Raw genomic sequence first — 17,716 nt, forward strand, 5'->3', positions numbered from 1 at the left:
CCCCCCCGCCCGCATATTCAGGTCAGCCGGTCCATTGGCCTGACCGGCACTTTTCCGGCACGGCGCAGGACATCGAGCTTCGCGCGCTGAACCCTCGCGGCCTGCCTGCACAGGTCGGCGATGGCCTGAAAACGCGGATCAGCATGGACCGGCGCCCAGATGGGCTCGGAGCGGACCAGATACCACCACTGGCGTAGATCATCCCCCGACTCCACCGAAGCCCGCAAATTACTGAGCGCCTGATTGTGGTCGCCCAGAAGCATCATTGCCTCGGCCCGGTAGCGCATGAAGCCGCCAAGGCCATAGCGGGGATGGGTATCGATCCACTGGACCGTTGCGGCGAGCAGGCGCATCGCGGCAGGCTTATCACCTTTGGCCAGCAGAAGATGCGCCAGTGCGGGCGCGGCTAGCATCCGCGCGATGCTCATCGATGGCGGCTTTTCGAGGTCGAAGCCGAAATGGGACTCAATCGCCTTGATACCCCTATCATATTCTCTCGTGTGGAGCGCGTGGTCGCGGACGGCCTCGGGCCAGTTCCAGTTCTGATAGGCGTTGAACAGGAAGCCCCGCCGATCATAGGCTGCTTCGCCCGCAGCGCGCCAGTCGCCGACATATTGCGCGAAAAGGATACGCGACGCATCACGGGATGCCGGTGTCGTTGCTGCAAGCGACCGTGCCGCTTCAGGATCATCCGCATCCAGATAAAAGGCAGCTCCAAAGTGCGGACCGGATGGATTTTGCGGATCGATCCGGATCACACGCTCGATCCGTTCGATGGCCTCTGCCGATTGCCCATGGAACATCCACCGGCGAAAGGCATAACGCTCACCCACCGTATAATTTTGCGGGTCGATCGCCAGTTCGCGCGCAAGGCCCTGTTCGACCTCTTCTGGCGTCTGCCCGCTCCAGCGTCGCTGGACTGCCCACCAGCGGGTCCGTGGCGAAAGCGGGTCGATCGCAAGGACCCTATCGACCAGCGCCTTTCCTTCGACGCCAATCGATCCCTTGTTGCGCAATGCGGTCTGGTCGAGAAATTCAGCATAGGCGGTGAGGCCGCGACTGTTACTGGGGTCCAGTTCCGCAGCGCGTCTGAACAGAATCTCGCGCCGCGAGGGCGTGACATCGGACCACATGGCCTTGGCGAACAGGCCCGGCCCGGACTCGGGATAGGCCTTCAAGGCCTTGTCCAGCAGCGGCTGAAAGCGCGCGCGCGACACGGCAAGATCATCCTTGCGCAGGTCGGCGGCCTGCATCCGCGCATCATAGAGTGCGATCAGCGCTTCAGGGAAATCCGGTTTCAGCGCCACGGCTCGTTCAAATTGAAGCGCCGCCGCATCGGCCTCCAAAATGGTAAAGCGGCTGAGCAGCGACTTGCCTTTCAGATAGGCCAGATAAGCGTCGCCATTGCGATCGCCAGCCGGCGGTTCCGGCAATGATCCAAGGGGCGTGCGGCTCGCCAGCGAAACTGCGACACGTTCGGCTATCCGATCCTGCAAGGCATAGATGCGGCGAACCGGCCAGTCGAACCGCTCCGACCAGATGCGAGCTTGTCTTCCGGCATCGACAACAAAACAGGTGACCCTGAGCGTATCTCCCACGCGCTGGACGCTACCCTTCACGATGAACGCTGCGCGCAACTGGCGTGCCGCATCATCTGATGGGGCCGTGGCGGCGGGACTCAATAGTGCGGAATCGCGCGCGATCACCGTCAGGCCGTGAACGGAGGACAGGCGGTCGAGCACCATTTCCGGAATGCTTCGCGCGATGAAAGCGTCGGACGGGTCGCTGCTCAGATTGTCGAACGCCAGTACCGCCACGCGCGGACTCCCGTTCTCCGTGGCGCTTGCTATGCCCGACGAAATGGTGAGCGTCGATGGACCGACAGCGACCATCAAGCCGATAGCGACCGCAGCCATGATGACCGGTCTACGGCGGCGTTCCCCTCGATGCGCATCGCCGCTGCCATTTTCGAGCCGGATCGGTTCTGGAATAAGCTGATAGCCCGTGCCGCGCCTGACGGAAAAATAGCGTGGCTCCCTGGCATTGTCGCCCAAGGCATCACGCAGCAGCTTGGCCCGCTGCGTGACTGTCTCGCCATTGACGAAAATGCCTTTCCAGACTTGCTCCATCAGTTGATCTACGGACAGGACAAGCGGAGCCGAGCGGACCAGCGCGAGCAAAAAACGAAATGACAGCTGAGGCAAAGGGATTGGGCTACCGGCACGCATGACCTGCTGGCGACCGACATCCATCGTCAAATCGGCGATCTGCCAGCGCTCGTCAGAAACGTCAGGCATCGAGATGATCCCTCCGTCCCTCCGCGAGGACAATCCCTACGGATTATACCCTATTAGCACATGCCGGAAGCGCAAACACTTCAACTGGCACATGAATTACATGAATTTGGTCAATCTTTGGGTAATTTTCATTCGGATGTAACTCTATCATTATATCGAAAGTTGAAATTGTTCCGTCCCAGTCGAACCCCACCAGGAGAATAGAATTATAGTTCCATGATGACTCAGGCGCCGATCCCTCTTGGCGGGCTCGGTAGAACGGGCAATTTCCGCCCGCACAGCAGGCATGGCCCGGGCCTGGGGATGTATCTGCACCGTCACGAACCTCATCAGCAAGAGCGGCAAAGCGCCACGCGTGATCCGCGATGGCGCTCTTTACCATGTCCCAATGATGTGTCGCAACCAGACACAGGAGTGGTTCCCAAACAAACCGACCCTAATCGGCCGTTCAGGCGATGATGCTCGATGCTTAGGTGCCGACCGTCGGCTTTGCCGGCCTGAGGCCGCGAGACTTGGCCGACTATCGAAACGCCGTTTTCGATTTACCAGCTGCGAGAAGCGGACCTCGTTTAGTTAGCAACTCGGAGCAAGACACCCAAAATTTGTCCATTGGCGGCAATATCGGCACATCCCAAAGGCAACCATTCGCTAGTGGCGGATATGGGCTCGTAGGCGCGACTTTCACTCTCCAGAGAATGAACGGTGCTCCCATATCGCGAACCAGAGATTTCCAGATTTCTGGCAGTTGACTTCCAATTATCATATCCGGTAGTTCCAATCATCGAAGTTTGGGATTGCCATGTACGAACGATTGGCTGAGCGCCGGGTCGGAGAAGCCCTTGCAGACACCCCAGTGGTCCTCATCGTGGGTCCACGACGGGCTGGCAAGACCACGCTCGTCCGCAAAATGGGTGATTCGAGCCGGACCTATGTCACGCTCGACGACCACACGGTCCTCGAAGCGGCGCAGGCCGATCCCACCGGCTTCATTCGCGGTCTCGACCGGGCAATTATTGACGAGATTCAGCGCGCGCCCGACCTGCTCCTGGCGATCAAGAAGAGCGTGGACGAAGACTATCGACCCGGCCGGTTTCTGCTGACAGGCTCCGCCAATGTGCTGACCCTGCCGCGCGTGTCGGACAGCCTGGCCGGGCGAATGGAAACGATCCGCATGCTGCCATTGGCGCGCGCTGAGATCGAGGGCAAATCACCCTCCTTTCTGGATCGCCTGTTCGGCGGCAATCTGCAAGGCGATCGTGGCGCGATCGTCGGAGACGATCTTGTGCGCATTGCGCTGCTGGGTGGTTTCCCCGAGGCGATCAGTCGCGCGAGCGGACGCCGCCGCCAGGACTGGGCGCATTCCTATCTGACGTCGGTGCTGACCCGCGATTTGAGGGACATTGCCGATATCGAGAAGCTGACGGATCTGCCGAAGTTCGTGCGCCTGCTGGCCGAGCATTCGGGCCAACTGGTCAACTATTCCCAGTTCGGTGCTGCCATCGACGTCAGTCATAAAACGGGCCAGCGCTATGTCGGGCTGCTGGAGCAGGTCTTCCTTGTATCAACCTTGCAGCCCTGGTTCACCAACACCATCAAGCGCATTGCCAAGACGCCCAAGATGCATTTCCTTGACTCAGGGCTGCTCGCCGCCGTGCGCGGCCTGAGTTTCGACCGCGCGAAAGCCGACCGTGCGCTCTTTGGTTCGCTGCTCGAGAGTTTTGTCTTTTCCGAAGTCCTGAAACTCATGATCGCCAGCGACCAGCGCCTGACCCCCTATCATTTCCGCGACCAGCAAATGCGCGAAGTGGATATCGTGCTGGAGCGCGATGACGGTATTATCGCGGGCATCGAGATCAAGGCATCGGCGACGGTGAGATCGAACGACTTTGGCGGATTGCGCACTTTGGCGGAGGCGTGCGGCGACCGCTTTGCTTATGGCGTGGTGCTGTATGACAGCGGCGAGATCGTGCCTTTCGGCGACAGGCTGGCGGCAGTTCCCTTATCTTCCCTATGGGGTTGAGCGGTACAAGGGGGAGAGGTCGAGGGGTTAGACTCGGATGCCTAGCGAAAGCCGGTCGGCGTGATCGGCCGCGATCCGTCTTGAGCTTCCCTTGGTCCCGACAGCCTTTCCGCCTTTGACGTGACACCTGCGGCGCGCCGCTGACGGATCACACCCCCTACGGGCGCCCGTGTTGCCGCTGCGCGGCGGCCCGCGCCGGCACCCTCCAGGGGTTCCCCTGCGCTGCGCTGTGATCCGTCACCGCACGCCGCTCTTCCGGTGTCACCGGCGGGAATCGCAGCCTCGCGCCTACCGCCTCGATCTGCTCACGCACTGAGGCACGCTTGTAGCTCGACAGGTTATCCATGATGACGACGTCGCCAGGCTGCAATACGGGCATCAGCACCTGAGCGACATAGGCTTCGAACCAGTCTCCGTTGATCGGCCCGTCCAGCACCATCGGCGCGACCATGCCGCTCATGCGCAGTCCTGCAACCAGCGTCGTGGTTTTCCGATGACCGTGTGGAAAGCCCATCCGCAGCCGCGCGCCTTTCTGGCAGCGACCATGACTGCGCGCCATGTTGGTCGCAGTCCACGTCTCGTCGATGAAGACCAGGCGCTCAGGTTCCAGTTCGATCTGGCTATCGAACCAGGCCTGCCGTTGTCTCAGGATGTCGGGACGGTTCTGCTCGATTGCATGGTCAGCTTTTTTGCGCGTCATGCCTCGGCGGACGAAAAAGCGGTGAAGCCCGGTAACGAAAACGTGCAGGCCAATGTCGGCCAAGCCTGCGCGCAACTCTTCCAGCGCGATGTCCTTGCGGGCTTCTCAAAGGGCGAGGATGTCTTGCTGCCGCTCTTCGATCATGCGTGACCGCATATCGCCGCCCTGAGGCCGGGGACTACAGCCCCCGGTCTCCCGCCAGTGCGTCACCCATCGGATCGCCGTCGAGGACGCAACGCCAAACCGCCCCGCTGCTGCACGGCAGCTCATTCCTTCATCAATCGCCGTCAAAAGCCGCAAGCGCAAATCCATCGACAGAGGTTGGCCCATCTACGCCGGCCTCCTTAACCAGCACAGATCCTGAATCAGAAAATCGTGCCGATGGAAATCCCTATCGATTCATACCGGTCGAAATCCGCTCTAACATATATCCGTTCAGGCGATTTTTATCCCGATGGTCAGCAATCCCCCAAAATCTCGCTCGGGCTGTCACCTTCCTTGATGAACTCGAAGCGGCTTGCGCGAAGATCGTCGACTTTCCCCGATCCGGTGTCGCCCTTTCCGAGATTCACGCCGGCTTCGATCCAGGCCGCATGGCAGCTACGTCATATTCTCCAGCGTTTTGGATCCAGTCATCCGTATTGCGCGCATATTGCATGACGCACGCGACATCGGCGCCATCCTTTCATTAGACTAGCCGTCCCAAAAGCCACGCTTGCGGCCATGCTTGGTCTTGAGTTCCGTCACATAGGCATCATGGTCGGGATGGCCGCCATAGTCATCGATGCGTCGCGCTAGATGCGCGCAGCTTTGCAGGTGGCGCGCGGCATGCGGATAACGTTTGACCCGGGCCTTATCGAGCGAGAAATCGATCATTGCGCGCAGCGCCAGCGTCGCCGCCAGGGGGTGCCGCGATTCGAGCGCCTCGGCGGCGGGCGTGAGGATTTCATAGGGATCGCCATCCAGTTCGTCGGCGCGGGCGAGTAGCATTGTCGCAGCGCTGTCGATAGCGGGCCATGCGAGCAGGAAATGCAAAGCGTGCGGGAGCGATGGAAAGGCGCGGACATGGGCCAGCGCTCGCTTCTCTGCTTCCAGATCGTCAAAGTCGGGCAGGCGTTTCAGATAAGCGCGGAGATATTCGGCGTCGAGCGCGGTGGTGAACCGTTTCCAGCGAGCCGCTTGGGCCTTGTCCGCGTGGCCCAGCGTATCAAGCGCTGCGATCCGCACTCGGTCCCAGTCCGGCCAATGGCCACCCCGACGCCGTATTGCGTCGGCCGCGTCGAGCGCAGACATCGCCTCCGACGTGCGTCCCGCAGCCAGCAGGCGCTCGGCAATGGCGGCGGCTATTGCGGGATTATTGCGCCGGTCGACCGGATATTGCGCGATGAAGGCATCGACATCGCCGAGCGCATCGGCAATGTCGACAAGCGCCTGGCGGACAAGCCGATCATGGCGCCGGGCTTCCATCTCATCCTCATAGAAAGCGCCGCCCGATCCATAGCCGATGACGCGCCGTTCGGCCTGGGGTGGTCGCGGCGGCACCTCGCGCGCCATGGCCTCGAACTTGTTCTGGAGAGCTTTCAATCCTGCTTCGCCAAGCGGCTCCGCCATCAGGGCGACGACGCCATCGAATTGGCCATGGTCATTGTCGCAGACGCTGTCGAACACCCGGTCGACAAGCCGGTCAGAGGGCAGGCGGGCAGCAGCGGCGAGCGAACCAAGATCGGAGAGCGCCGTTGCAAACACGGTTCCCAGCGTCCCATGGCTGTCGTCGCACCGGCTGAGCACCGGGCGGGCCAGCGCGATCAGCTTCCAGAGTAGATCCAGCGCCGTCGCCGGGGCGGTGGGCGCGATATGTTCCATGATCGCGCGCCGCTGCGCCTCGATATCCTGGGCGAGGGGCTTCACTTTGTTCCAGTCGATAAAGGCTTTCGCCTTGGCGATGGTGGCGAGGCGCTTGGCGACCTCTCCGGCGACATCGCCGCTGCCGCTTGCGCTGGCAAGCTCCAGCCGCAGGCGCCGCTTGGCCTGGGCATTCCCTGCCACAAGCTCCAGCAGTAATTGGGCCAGCCGGTTGGCGCCCAGCGCCTCGAGATTGGCCTGATTGAGGGTTTTGGAAGAAGCCATGGAATCTGTCTGTCGTCAGATGGGGCAGGGCGTCAAGGGTGGAACGGTGTGGCGTGTGGGGCTAGGCGATCGCCCGCGCATGGCGCGGGCACTGGGCTGACAGGCTGGCGCCCCGAGCCCCGCTGCGCGGGTCTCGGCCCTGGTGGGCGTTCATCTATGCCGCGGTGGCGTGTGGGGGGAAGATGTCGCGTGGCCGTCAGTGGGCGACACATGCGCACGAATGAGGAGCGTGGTCTGGAGAGGTCGTGCCGATGCGGAGACGGGCATGCGTGACTATGCCGCCGAAATGTATCGCGCCCAGTCCGGCTGGTCCTGGTCTCCCTCACGCGGTAGCAAGAGCTGTCCAGCCCGCGCGCTGCAGGCATTGAGCGCAACCCAGGTCGCCGTGCAAGGACTATCTGCGCGCCCGCGATCTTGCCGCGTGCGAGCGCTGTCTGCCCACGGGACTGATCGTGGTCGCGCCGGGCCATGCCGATTGGCACGACTGGCAACCGATCTGGGAACGTCTCGGCCTGATCCTCGAGCGCATCCCGCATATGACGTTGGTGACCACCGCCCAGCGCAAGGGATTCGACGCCATCGTCGCGGCATGGGCGGGGGACCGTCAGGTTCCGCTGGTCGCCTACACCCTGCCAGGAGCAGGGCGCAAAGCGCCCTTTGCAGATGGTCGAACTGCAACCGGTCGAAGCCGTGCTGGGCGAAGGGGCCGGCCTCCAGGCCAATCTCTATCAGGCGCTGTGGAAGGCGTGCATTCCGATCCAGGCCTTCCGCAAGGTGGACCAGGCCGCCGCAGCAACTGTCGGGCGTCCCAAGGCCAGTTGGCGTAACCGGCGCAGTTGACTGTAGCCCTGACGAGACATCATCCGGGGGGCGGCGCGGGAGCGACCGTCCCCATTTTCATGGGAGCTGTTCATGGCCATTCCAAAGCGTCATCGCCGCAATTTCCATCCGCCGCTGCGAGCAGCGGCGGATGGAAATCTTGCCCTGCTCGAATGTATCGATGCTACCAGTGGTGAACCACGTTACGTGATCAGCGCTGTGGGAAGGGAGCGGGGCGATTTCATCATGCCCCCTCTTTGGTCACCTGCATGATGGCGATCCCTTCTTCCTCAAATGGAAAATGCGCCGGAAATATTAACATTATCGCTGGGCCACTTGCGATTACCCACAAGTTGCGAGTTTGGCGCCAATCTGGAAATCGACGAGGGGTCTTAGCCTCAGAACCCATTGATAGGAGGCGATCGATCTGATTCAGGCTCCGCAAGGAGACAGGAGATGAGCGATCTGTACTGGCTGACGGATGAGCAGATGGCTCGCGGTCCGGCACCCAATGTCACCGTCCGGCAAACGGATTTTCCGACTCGCTCTTCAATATGGAGTCCTTCTGCCACGATGTTGGCGAGCACGCTATGAACCGCTAGGGTTGACAACTGCGCCGATGCGGCGAATCGCATGCCTCATGTGCGAAATGATTGGAGAACGAATTCTTGGATTTGCTGAACGAAACATCGGGGGCTGCCAAGCCGGTGAACCCGACTGCTCAGAAGATCGTGCGCGGGGCTCGCAAATGCTTCAAACAGTACGGCCTGCAGAAGACCACGATCGAGGACATCGCCGTGGCAGCGGGGGTGTCGCGCCCGACGGTCTATAAGCATTTCACAAGCAAGCAGGAGATCGTCGACTATATCAGCCTGAGTGAAATGGCGAAGGTCCACGACGAATTCCGGACCCGGATGGCCCGTCATGATAGTTTCGCTGAAACGGTGACAGAAGCGATCCTGATTTCAGTCCAGGTCGCCCATGAAAACTTCTATGTCCGCCGTTTCGTGCAGGAACTCGAAATGTCGTCGCGTTCCCAAAATACCTCCAGCCCGTTTCAAGTGGGCGCGCGCGCGCGTTGGGCATCGCTTCTCGCCAAGGCCAAGCAATCGGGAGAATTGGCGACTGATGTGTCGACCGACCAGGTTGTTTCCTGGCTTTCGCTGACCCAGATGATGCTGCTTGGCACTTATGACCAGCTGGGCGTCAATGAGGAACAGGCTCGCCATTTCATCCGCCGTTTCATCGTCGAGCCGCTGCTGGCGGGACGGGGCCAGCCAGCAGGCTGATTCACGGCGGCCTTTCCGACAAAAGGCGTTTACAGTTTCCGAAAATTGAAATATGTAACCATCAGGAATCGCACTTGGCGGTGGCCGCCCAGTTGCGGGCATGGACCAGGAGGCGGTCTCCGGCAGACTTGACCAAGCCCCCGAGAGGCTTGGCTGGTGCACATGGAGAGGCGGAATGAACGACAGCCAGTCGATTATCATCGACAGACCACGTGCCGGCGTTGCGGTGATTGCCATGAACCGGCCCGAAGCGCGCAATGCCCTCAACGTCGCCATGTTCCGCCAGCTTAATCAGACCTTTCGCGATTTTGAACAGGATGCGGACGTCCGCGCCATCATCCTGACAGGGATGGGTGAGCACGCCTTTTCGGCCGGTTATGACGTCAAGGAACTGGCGACATTTGATCCCGACGAGCAGCTCTGGGATTATTACCGGCGCGATCAGTGGATGTGGACGATCGCTTCCTGCAAGATACCGGTCATCGCCGCGTTGAACGGCATGGCTTATGGCGGGGGGGCGACCATGGCGATCACCTGCGACATGCGGGTAGGCAGCGCGAAGAGCACGTTCAAGGTGACCGCCGCTAATTATAACGGCGTCAACTGTACATGGACGCTCCCCCTCATAGTCGGCAGCGGCATCGCCAAGGAATGGCTGCTGACCGGCCGCCTCGTTTCAGCCGAGGAGGCGCTTCAACATGGCCTGCTCAACTATCTGGTGGAGCCGGATCAGGTGCTGGCGAAGGCCATCGAACTAGCCGGCATGATCGCGGACAATCCCCCTGGTGGTGTGCAAGGTGTCAAGTTGCTGGTCGACGACAATATCGGTCGCCGTCGTGTCGATGCGCAGCGCGCCGAAACGGCGCACCTTATCAATGTCTTGCCTCCGGAGCCGGTAGGCGATTTGTTCCAGTCATTTCTCAACAAAGCCAGAAGCTGACGCGCAGAGGAACCCATTGTGATCCTTCTCCCCGAATTGTTCGATTATTGGGCAAAATTTCGACCTGACAAGGATGCGATCGTCTGTGAAGATACGCGCTATAGTTGGTCGCAACTCGTCACTGCCGCCCGTGCCTTGGCGGCAACGCTGCAAGCCAGAGGTATAAAGCCCGGCGACAGAGTCGCGATCCTGCTTGGCAACTGTGCGGAATGGGCCGTAGCTTATGCTGGCCTAACTGTCTGGTTGCGACACATCATTGGGACATGGTAAGCAGCGCTATTGCGGATCACGCATGGCGCTTTGCTGCTCTTGTTGATGAGGTTTTGTGATGGTGCAGATACATCCCCAGGCCCGAACCACGCCTGTTGTGCGGGCGGAAATCGCTCGTTCTACCGAGTCTGCCAGTGTCGTCGCAAAGCGCTATGGCATCAGCGACGAAACCGTCCGCAAGTGGCGCAGACGCGGCGAGAAGGAGGTCCAGGATCGCTCAAGCCGGCCCAAGCGCCTGGCTTGGTGCATGTCCGAGGAAGAGCGCGCCATCATCTGCGCTGTGCGCAGGTCGACTGGCTTCGCCCTGGATGATCTCACCTTCGTGCTCCGGCACTTCCTGCCACACCTCAATCGCGACAGCATCTATCGGGTGCTCAAGGCCGAGGGGCTCAACCGCCGCCCACCCAAACCCACGACGCAGCCGCGCAAAGGGCAAGGCCGCTTCAAGGACTATGATCTGGGCTTCGTCCACATCGACGTAAAACATCTGCCCAAGCTGCGTACCGCGGACGGTGAGATCCGCAAGCGCTTCCTCTATGTAGCCATCGATCGCTGCTCACGGTTCGTCCATCTCGACGTCTACGACGCCGAGAATGCCGCCAACGCTATCACCTTTCTCAACGCCGCTAGGAAGGCGTTCCCTTTCCGCATCACCCATGTCCTGACCGACCGGGGATCCTGCTTCACCGCCGACGATTTTGAACGCACTTGCGCCAAGATCAAGGTCACTCATCGCAAGACAAAACCCTATACACCCCAGACAAATGGCATGGTCGAGCGCTTCAACGGCCGCATCGCCAGCGAGGTGCTGGGCATCAACGTCGCCGGCCACGCGGATCTCGAAATCCTGTTGGCCGGCTTCAACCGCGCCTACAATCGACGACGACAGCGCGCGCTCCAAGGCAGCTCACCACGCCAGAAGGTGGAGGAACGGATCGCACTGGCACCCGCGCTCGCCAATCCTCTTTACAAACCGTCGGTACCGGACGATCTTATGACTAAAGTCGACGACATCTTATATTATGCCAATGATGTGTCGCAACCAGACACCTAACCATTGCGGGCGGCGTTCTGGTGCCGCTCAACGCCCGTTTCGGTAGCTTTGAACTGCGTGCGATCGAGGCTGATGCGGAATGCGAGGCGATCATCACCAGCCGGGAATGGGGGGCAAATCTCAGCGATCGCTTCATCCTGGGAGAAGGGCCGGCCGATCGGCTTATCGTGGCGGCGACCGTCGCCTCGGGCCTCCCGCCCGTTGATCTGGAGGATGCTTTTACCAGTGATCTTCCTCTGCGACCTGTAGCGGTGGCGCCCGACGATCTCGCGGCAATCTTTTACACGTCCGGCAGTACGGGCATGCCCAAGGGTACCATGCAGACCCATGCCACAATTCTTGCCTATGTATTCGGTTATACCGCCGGCTTTGGATTCACCAGCGATGATAAAACGTTGGTCATCGCGCCGCTGGCCTTCACCGGCGGCTGCCTGTCGCTCCTGATCCCGATGATGCTGATCGGCGCCTGCGCTGTCATCGAAAAGGCGCTCGTTCCCGAACGGGTGCTTTCGCTGATCGAAGCTGAACGGATCACCTTCATCACCCAGGTGCCTGCGATCTGGGAACGGCTGCCTGCGCTTCCCGGCTTCGCAGGCGCGGACCTGTCGTCACTCCGCGTCGCGGCGACGGGGGGCGCGCCGGTGCCGGTCAGCCTGCTGGAGACGTTCCGGTGCAAGGGCGTCAAAATCAGGCAGGTCTATGGTTGCACCGAAGTGGGTGCGATGGGTTGCACCCCGCCGGTCGAACTTTCCATGCGCAAACCCTGGTGCGTCGGCTTCCCGCAGGTGATGCTCAAGGCGCGCATCGTGGATGGGGATGGCAAGGACTGTCCGCCGGGCATGGTGGGCGAATTGTGGATGAAGGGGCCGCAAGTGATGACCGGCTACTGGCGCAACGAGGACGCGACCAAGGCCGCGTTCGAGGATGGCTATTTCAAAACCGGCGACCTGGCCCAATGGGATGAGGAAGGGACGATCACTATCGTCGACCGCCTGAAGAATATGATCATTTCCGGCGGCGTCAACATCTATCCGGCTGAAGTCGAGCGGGCATTGGCGTCCATCGGAACAATCGAGGAATGTGGTGTCGTGGGCGTCGCTGACGACAAATGGGGCGAGCGGGTCGTGGCAATCGTGCACAGCCGTATGGCCATCGATACCGAAATCCTGCTGACGCAGATGCGGCCGTTGCTCGGTCCGTTGAAGACGCCGCGGGAAATTCTCGTCTCCGCCAATCCGCTGCCCAAGACCGTCACCAACAAGATTTCGCGGCGCGATCTGGGAGCTTTGTATCAGGAACTGACTTCGCCTTCTCCTGCACAAACCGGCGTGGCATGACGGCTGCGCCTATCCCGCGGCGCCGTGCGGAGATCGTTGCGTCTCTGCGGCGTAACACGGTGCTGCCGGCGATTGTGGCGCCCATGTATCGCGTATCGGGCCCCGAGTTGGTCATCGCTGGTTGTCGCGCTGGGCTGGTGAGCGCCTTCCCGGCGCAAAATCCCGCGACCCTTGATGAACTGGCCGCATGGATTGCCGTTATTGAGCAGGGTGTCTCCAGCAGCGTATCGCCTGCTGCCTCCTGGGGCGTCAGCATGGTGGCGCATTCATCCTACACCCGCTTCGAGCAGGAACTGGAATTGATCGCGGCCGCGCGTCCAGCCTTTGTCGTAACCGCCCTTGGTTCACCGCGCCGTGCGCTTGATGCCGTTCATGCCTATGGCGGCTATGTCTTCGCCGACGTGAGCAGCGTTGCACTGGCACGGAAGGCGGCGGCCGCGGGCGTCGATGGCCTTGTGCTGGTCTGCGGTGGTGCTGGGGGCCAGACCGGCACCGCCAACCCCTTCGGCTTCGTCGCGGAGGTCCGCAGCTTCTTCGATGGCGCGATTGTCCTGGCGGGCGCCATTGCTTCAGGTCAGGCCGTCCGTGCCGCCGAGATATTGGGCGCTGACTTCACCTATATCGGCACAGGGTTTATTCCCTGCGTCGAAAGCATGGCCAGCCCCGAATATAAGGATGCTGTCGTTGAGGCGGTGCTGGACGACATCGTCGTCAGTTCAGCCGTCACTGGCGTGCCAGGGACATTCACGCGCCGCAGTCTTGTCAACGCAGGTTTCGATCCGGCCGATTCCCAGGCCGCACGCGTCGATTTTGCTGCAGGCTTTGCCGGTACACCGCAGCCCCGCGCCTTTGCGGCGGGACATGGGGTGCACCATGCAAGCCAGCGTGAGAGTGTTGCCGACGTTGCCACGCGGCTGATGCAGGAATATCGGTCAGCTTGTCAGAGGGGCGTGTTGTGACACGGGATGAAATGTCCGACACCCCGGACGCCATATCGATCAGCGAATGGCGTGATGGCTGGCGCCCGCTTGTGGGCGCGATGGGCGCTATTGGCTGTGGCGGCCCGCTTTTCACTTATACGGCGGGCCTTTTCGTAAAACGGTTGGAAACATCGCTGGGCTGGGATCGGGGCGACATTGGCTTTGGCGCTACCTGCATGATGGCGGTGATGGCAATGACAATTCCCCTCATCGGTGTGCTGACGGACCGTTACGGCGCGCGGCGGATCGGTACGATCGGATTGGCAGGCTATGGCCTGCTTGTCCTGCTGCTGTCCGTCATTCCCGGCGATATCCGCGTCTATTACGCCGTGCTGATGGCCATCGCGCTGTTTTCGGGTGCGACCAATTCGGTGGTTTTCTCCCCCGTGGTGGTACGTCATTTCATGCGCTGGCGCGGTCTGGCGGTTGCCCTTGCGATGAGCGGTACGGCGCTGTTGATGATACCGCTCTCTCCCATTCTGACGGCCTTGCTCGACAGTCATGGTTGGCGCTTCGGCTATGGGCTGATCGGTATCCTGCCTTTGCTGGTTGGGGTACCCTGCGCGCTGTTCCTGCTGGATGGCGGGACCGCGCGCCGTGGGGTGATGCGTCCGCAGGGCAATACGGGCGACAGCTTCGGTGACGCGGTGCGCTCGCGCGCCTTCTGGCAGATCATGCTGGCCACCATAGCGACCACCATCCCGCTTGGCGGTTTCCTGCATCAGCTTCCCGCGCTCTTTTCGGACAAGGGGCAGTCCGGCGAAACCGTCGCCATGCTGGCATCGCTGTTCGTTGCCATGATCGTTGTCGGCCGGAGCGTTACGGGCCTGCTGTTCGACCGGTTTCACGCTCCTTTCATTGCCATGACGGTGATGCTGGCTGCCGCAGCCGGTGCGCTCCTGTTGTTGCAAGTGCAGTTGACGTTGGTCGCCTGCATCGTCGCTGTAGCCTTGATTGGCTCGGCCATGGGCGGTGAATCCGACATCCAGGCCTATTTCACGGCGCGGCAATTCGGTCTGCGTGCATTCTCGACGATTTTTGGTGCCCATGTTTCGATCAGCGCCCTGTGCATGGGCCTGGGGGCCTGGCTGTTTGGTGCAATTCACGACGCCAGGGGCAGCTATGACCTTGCCGGGATACTCAGCGCGAGCCTCTTCGTGCTTGCGGGCGTGTTGCTCGGCCTGCTCCCCAATCCCCGCAGGACAGACGTGACAATGGGTGAAAAAACTGCGGCCCAACCGGCTTAGTCGTTCGATTAACCACGAACTTTACTATTTACAAATATCGTTATATGTTTAGTTAAGTCCTGATGCAGGTCGATACCGTGCTTTCAGGGCGAATCGGCCGCATATGCGGAAGGATGTCGGTTCGCCCAAACTGCGTTCGGCTAGAAGTCAATTGGCTCCGCCAGCACGTCAGTTCGCATCCTTGGCATGAGCCGAAAAAGCTAGTGGAGGGGAAGTGCATGAAACATTCAATCGTTCGCCGCGCATTGGCGCTCGGTGTCGCCGGGAGCGCGCTGGCAGCCGGGCTGAGCCCGATCGTCCATGCCCAGACGGGTCCTGAGGACCGGGCCGAATTGAACGCGGGCGAGATTGTGGTGACAGCGCGCCGGCGCGAGGAGACGCTGACCAATGCGCCGGTCGCCGTCAGCGCGGTGGGCGCCGAAGAAATCCAGCGCCGTGGCATTGTTCAACTGGACAATCTTGTTCAGTCGGTGCCGCAGTTGGTGATGTCCGACGCGGGCGCCAGCGCGCAGGGCGGCGTTGTCATGATCCGTGGCATAGGTGTGGGTGAGTCCAATCCTTTCGCTGACCAGGCGGTATCTTTCAACATTGACGGCGTGCAGGTGGGACGATCGAACATCCGTCGCCTGTCCGAAGTCGACATGCAGCAGGTGGAAGTATTGAAGGGACCGCAGGCCCTGTTCTTCGGAAAGAACAGCCCCGGCGGTATCATCGCCATCCGCACGGCCGATCCGGGAAATCAGTTCGAGGCCGGCATCAACGGCAGCTATGAATTTGTCGGCGACGAATATCGTTTCGACGGCTTTGTTTCGAGCCCCCTGACGGAGAGTTTGGGTGTTCGCGTCGCGGCCTATGGTTCACGGATGAAAGGCTATTTCGACAATCTCGCGCCGGAAACGGCGTTGACCGGTCCGCAACGCAGCCGACTGCCGTTCAATCGTGACTATGGCGGTCGCGTGACTTTGAAGTTCGATCCCGGCGGCAACTTCAATGCGCGCCTCAAGTTCAACTACAGCAATCTGCTGACGTCCGGTGCTGAAAGCAACATGCAGATCGTGGCCTGCCCGTTGGGAGCCGCGCAACTTGCTCCGGCGATTGACGATTGCCGCGCGAACGACACGGTCGTGCGAAGCAATCTGGGGCCGAATATCATCAAGACGGACCCCAATTTCTCCGTTGCCGATGCCCATGGCGATCCTTTCCTACGTCAAAAGCAGATTTTGGCGGGACTCGAACTCAACTATTCGCTTTCCGACACACTCAAGTTGACCAGCGTGTCCGGCTATTACTGGAATCGGACCCGCTTTGTCACGAGCCTGACCGCGGCCGATCCGACCTTTGCCCCGCAATTTGTTTTCGGCGGCGCGCAAATCTATCATGTCGACGAATTCACACAGGAACTGCGGCTGGCGAGCGACTTCCACGGACCGTTCAATTTCATGATCGGCGGCCATTATCAGGACAGCACCCTCTTCTATTCCAATGCTGTCGCACGTAACATTACGACGCCCACCATTCTTCAGACCAAGATACCCGCGACGCAGAAGGGCCAAGCATGGTCGGTTTTTGGTCAGCTGAGCTACAAGATTACGGATACGGTCGAGTTGTCGGGCGGCGGCCGGTTCAGTCATGAGAAGAAGGATTTCCACATCACCAACGCGGCCGGCGCTCCGCTTGTCACCGCCAAGCCCACTGACAGCTGGAACAATTTCTCGCCCGAAGCGACTCTCGCCTGGCGACCGGATAGCAATATGACCGTATATGGCGCATACAAGACGGGCTTCCTGTCCGGCGGTTTCAACGTTGGAGCCGGCAATTTTCTGCTCGATCGCTCCTATGATCAGCAGAAGACCCGTGGCTTTGAGGGCGGTGTCAAGCTGCGGATGGCGGGTGGCCGGCTGCACACCAACTTCATCGCCTATCGCTACACGACGCTGGGTCTCCAGATCGTCAGTCCCATCGTCGGCCCGACCGGGATCGCCGACCAGATCGTGCTCAACGCGGGCAAGGCGCGGTCGACCGGCATCGAATGGGACGCGACCTATCAGGCGAACGACAGGTTCAACCTTCACGGATCGGTCGGTTATAACCGGTCGCGCTATGTCACCTTCGTTGCCAATTGTTATGCCGGGCAGTCGGTTGCGCAGGGTTGCAATATCGTTCCCAATGCCAGTGGAGTCTTTACCAGCCAGGATCTGGGCGGCAAGCGGATGGTCCGTGCGCCTGACTGGAGCGTCCAGGGCGGGTTTGTCTACTCACTGCCCCTTGGCGACGAAAACAAGCTGACCCTGTCTGCCGACGCGAATTATTCGAGCAGCTTCTTCGCGGCGAGTTCGAACAAACCCGGCTCCCTACAGCCGGCCTTCACGACAATCGATGCGGGTCTGGTCTATAATAATGAGGCAGGTTATTCGATCGGCGTTCTAGCCAAGAACCTGACCAATAAATTTGTATATTACCGCGCGATCGACGCGACCTTCACCGGATCGGGAACGGGTACCAATAATGTGACACCCTCGGACACGCTTGCCTCGGTCGGGCGTGGCCGCCAGATCATGCTTCGCGGCACGCTGAAGTTCTGATCGTCATCGGAACAAAAAAGGGCGGCCGGTTCGACTGGCCGCCCCCTTTTTTTG

General features: G+C 60.7%; 13 protein-coding genes and 2 pseudogenes. 12 read left to right on the top strand and 3 right to left on the bottom strand.

Annotation, left to right across the window (positions count from 1 at the left end; all coding sequences use genetic code 11):
• Positions 1-17: 17 nt before the first annotated feature.
• Entirely contained in the window at positions 18-2,297 is a 2,280-nt protein-coding gene (locus tag HUK73_RS23070; RefSeq protein ID WP_176594123.1) for a winged helix-turn-helix domain-containing protein, read from the bottom strand.
• A 799-nt stretch (positions 2,298-3,096) separates the two neighbouring features.
• On the opposite strand from HUK73_RS23070, the gene HUK73_RS23075 reads away from it, so the two are divergent.
• Entirely contained in the window at positions 3,097-4,317 is a 1,221-nt protein-coding gene (locus HUK73_RS23075; RefSeq protein ID WP_176594124.1) for an ATP-binding protein, read from the top strand.
• A gap of 253 nt (positions 4,318-4,570) precedes the next feature.
• Here HUK73_RS23075 and HUK73_RS23080 read toward each other — a convergent pair.
• Both HUK73_RS23080 and HUK73_RS23085 read right to left on the bottom strand, forming a co-directional pair.
• Positions 4,571-5,347: pseudogene (locus HUK73_RS23080) on the bottom strand (IS630 family transposase); the annotation flags it as partial.
• A 363-nt stretch (positions 5,348-5,710) separates the two neighbouring features.
• On the bottom strand, positions 5,711-7,144 hold the full coding sequence (locus HUK73_RS23085) for a DUF6880 family protein (protein WP_176594125.1): 1,434 nt from the start codon (positions 7,142-7,144) through the stop codon (positions 5,711-5,713).
• A gap of 452 nt (positions 7,145-7,596) precedes the next feature.
• Here HUK73_RS23085 and HUK73_RS27315 point away from each other — a divergent pair.
• The 11 genes and pseudogenes from HUK73_RS27315 to HUK73_RS23135 all read left to right on the top strand — a co-directional run.
• A pseudogene (locus HUK73_RS27315) lies at positions 7,597-7,713 on the top strand (SLOG family protein); the annotation flags it as partial.
• Between the two features lie 94 nt (positions 7,714-7,807).
• A complete protein-coding gene (locus HUK73_RS26985; RefSeq protein ID WP_255326643.1) occupies positions 7,808-7,984 on the top strand; it encodes a hypothetical protein in 177 nt (58 codons plus the stop codon).
• A gap of 72 nt (positions 7,985-8,056) precedes the next feature.
• A complete protein-coding gene (locus HUK73_RS23095) occupies positions 8,057-8,236 on the top strand; it encodes a DUF6117 family protein (RefSeq protein ID WP_369805601.1) in 180 nt (59 codons plus the stop codon).
• A gap of 395 nt (positions 8,237-8,631) precedes the next feature.
• Positions 8,632-9,252, top strand: coding sequence for a TetR/AcrR family transcriptional regulator (locus HUK73_RS23100; protein WP_176594126.1), 621 nt, complete (start codon positions 8,632-8,634; stop codon positions 9,250-9,252).
• A gap of 175 nt (positions 9,253-9,427) precedes the next feature.
• Positions 9,428-10,192: an enoyl-CoA hydratase/isomerase family protein gene (locus HUK73_RS23105; protein WP_176594127.1), complete on the top strand. Its 765-nt coding sequence runs from the start codon at positions 9,428-9,430 to the stop codon at positions 10,190-10,192.
• Between the two features lie 18 nt (positions 10,193-10,210).
• Complete coding sequence (locus HUK73_RS27320; RefSeq protein WP_176594128.1) at positions 10,211-10,462, top strand: AMP-binding protein; 252 nt, start codon at positions 10,211-10,213, stop codon at positions 10,460-10,462.
• 58 nt (positions 10,463-10,520) lie between these two features.
• The gene (locus tag HUK73_RS23115) at positions 10,521-11,516 is read left to right on the top strand and encodes an IS481 family transposase (RefSeq protein WP_176593731.1); all 996 of its coding nucleotides are present in this window, start codon (positions 10,521-10,523) and stop codon (positions 11,514-11,516) included.
• Positions 11,517-11,533: 17 nt separating this feature from the next.
• Positions 11,534-12,853 (top strand): class I adenylate-forming enzyme family protein, encoded by a 1,320-nt coding sequence (locus tag HUK73_RS23120; RefSeq protein WP_255326621.1) that lies wholly within the window; start codon positions 11,534-11,536, stop codon positions 12,851-12,853.
• Complete coding sequence (locus tag HUK73_RS23125) at positions 12,850-13,812, top strand: nitronate monooxygenase family protein (RefSeq protein ID WP_176594130.1); 963 nt, start codon at positions 12,850-12,852, stop codon at positions 13,810-13,812. Before HUK73_RS23120 ends, HUK73_RS23125 begins: the two co-directional genes overlap by 4 nt.
• Positions 13,813-13,823: 11 nt before the next feature.
• A complete protein-coding gene (locus HUK73_RS23130; protein ID WP_218036695.1) occupies positions 13,824-15,080 on the top strand; it encodes an MFS transporter in 1,257 nt (418 codons plus the stop codon).
• Positions 15,081-15,298: 218 nt separating this feature from the next.
• The gene (locus tag HUK73_RS23135) at positions 15,299-17,662 is read left to right on the top strand and encodes a TonB-dependent receptor (RefSeq protein WP_176594132.1); all 2,364 of its coding nucleotides are present in this window, start codon (positions 15,299-15,301) and stop codon (positions 17,660-17,662) included.
• Positions 17,663-17,716: the final 54 nt, after the last annotated feature.

This window comes from Sphingobium sp. EM0848, assembly GCF_013375555.1.
Taxonomy (GTDB): domain Bacteria; phylum Pseudomonadota; class Alphaproteobacteria; order Sphingomonadales; family Sphingomonadaceae; genus Sphingobium.

Excerpts from the sequence above, each read along its gene's own strand:
- HUK73_RS23070 (WP_176594123.1), bottom strand. The coding sequence starts at position 2,297 with ATGCCTGACGTTTCTGACGAGCGCTGGCAGATCGCCGATTTGACGATG.
- HUK73_RS23075 (WP_176594124.1), top strand. The coding sequence starts at position 3,097 with ATGTACGAACGATTGGCTGAGCGCCGGGTCGGAGAAGCCCTTGCAGAC.
- HUK73_RS23085 (WP_176594125.1), bottom strand. The coding sequence starts at position 7,144 with ATGGCTTCTTCCAAAACCCTCAATCAGGCCAATCTCGAGGCGCTGGGC.
- HUK73_RS26985 (WP_255326643.1), top strand. The coding sequence starts at position 7,808 with ATGGTCGAACTGCAACCGGTCGAAGCCGTGCTGGGCGAAGGGGCCGGC.
- HUK73_RS23095 (WP_369805601.1), top strand. The coding sequence starts at position 8,057 with ATGGCCATTCCAAAGCGTCATCGCCGCAATTTCCATCCGCCGCTGCGA.
- HUK73_RS23105 (WP_176594127.1), top strand. The coding sequence starts at position 9,428 with ATGAACGACAGCCAGTCGATTATCATCGACAGACCACGTGCCGGCGTT.
- HUK73_RS23115 (WP_176593731.1), top strand. The coding sequence starts at position 10,521 with ATGGTGCAGATACATCCCCAGGCCCGAACCACGCCTGTTGTGCGGGCG.
- HUK73_RS23125 (WP_176594130.1), top strand. The coding sequence starts at position 12,850 with ATGACGGCTGCGCCTATCCCGCGGCGCCGTGCGGAGATCGTTGCGTCT.
- HUK73_RS23130 (WP_218036695.1), top strand. The coding sequence starts at position 13,824 with ATGTCCGACACCCCGGACGCCATATCGATCAGCGAATGGCGTGATGGC.
- HUK73_RS23135 (WP_176594132.1), top strand. The coding sequence starts at position 15,299 with ATGAAACATTCAATCGTTCGCCGCGCATTGGCGCTCGGTGTCGCCGGG.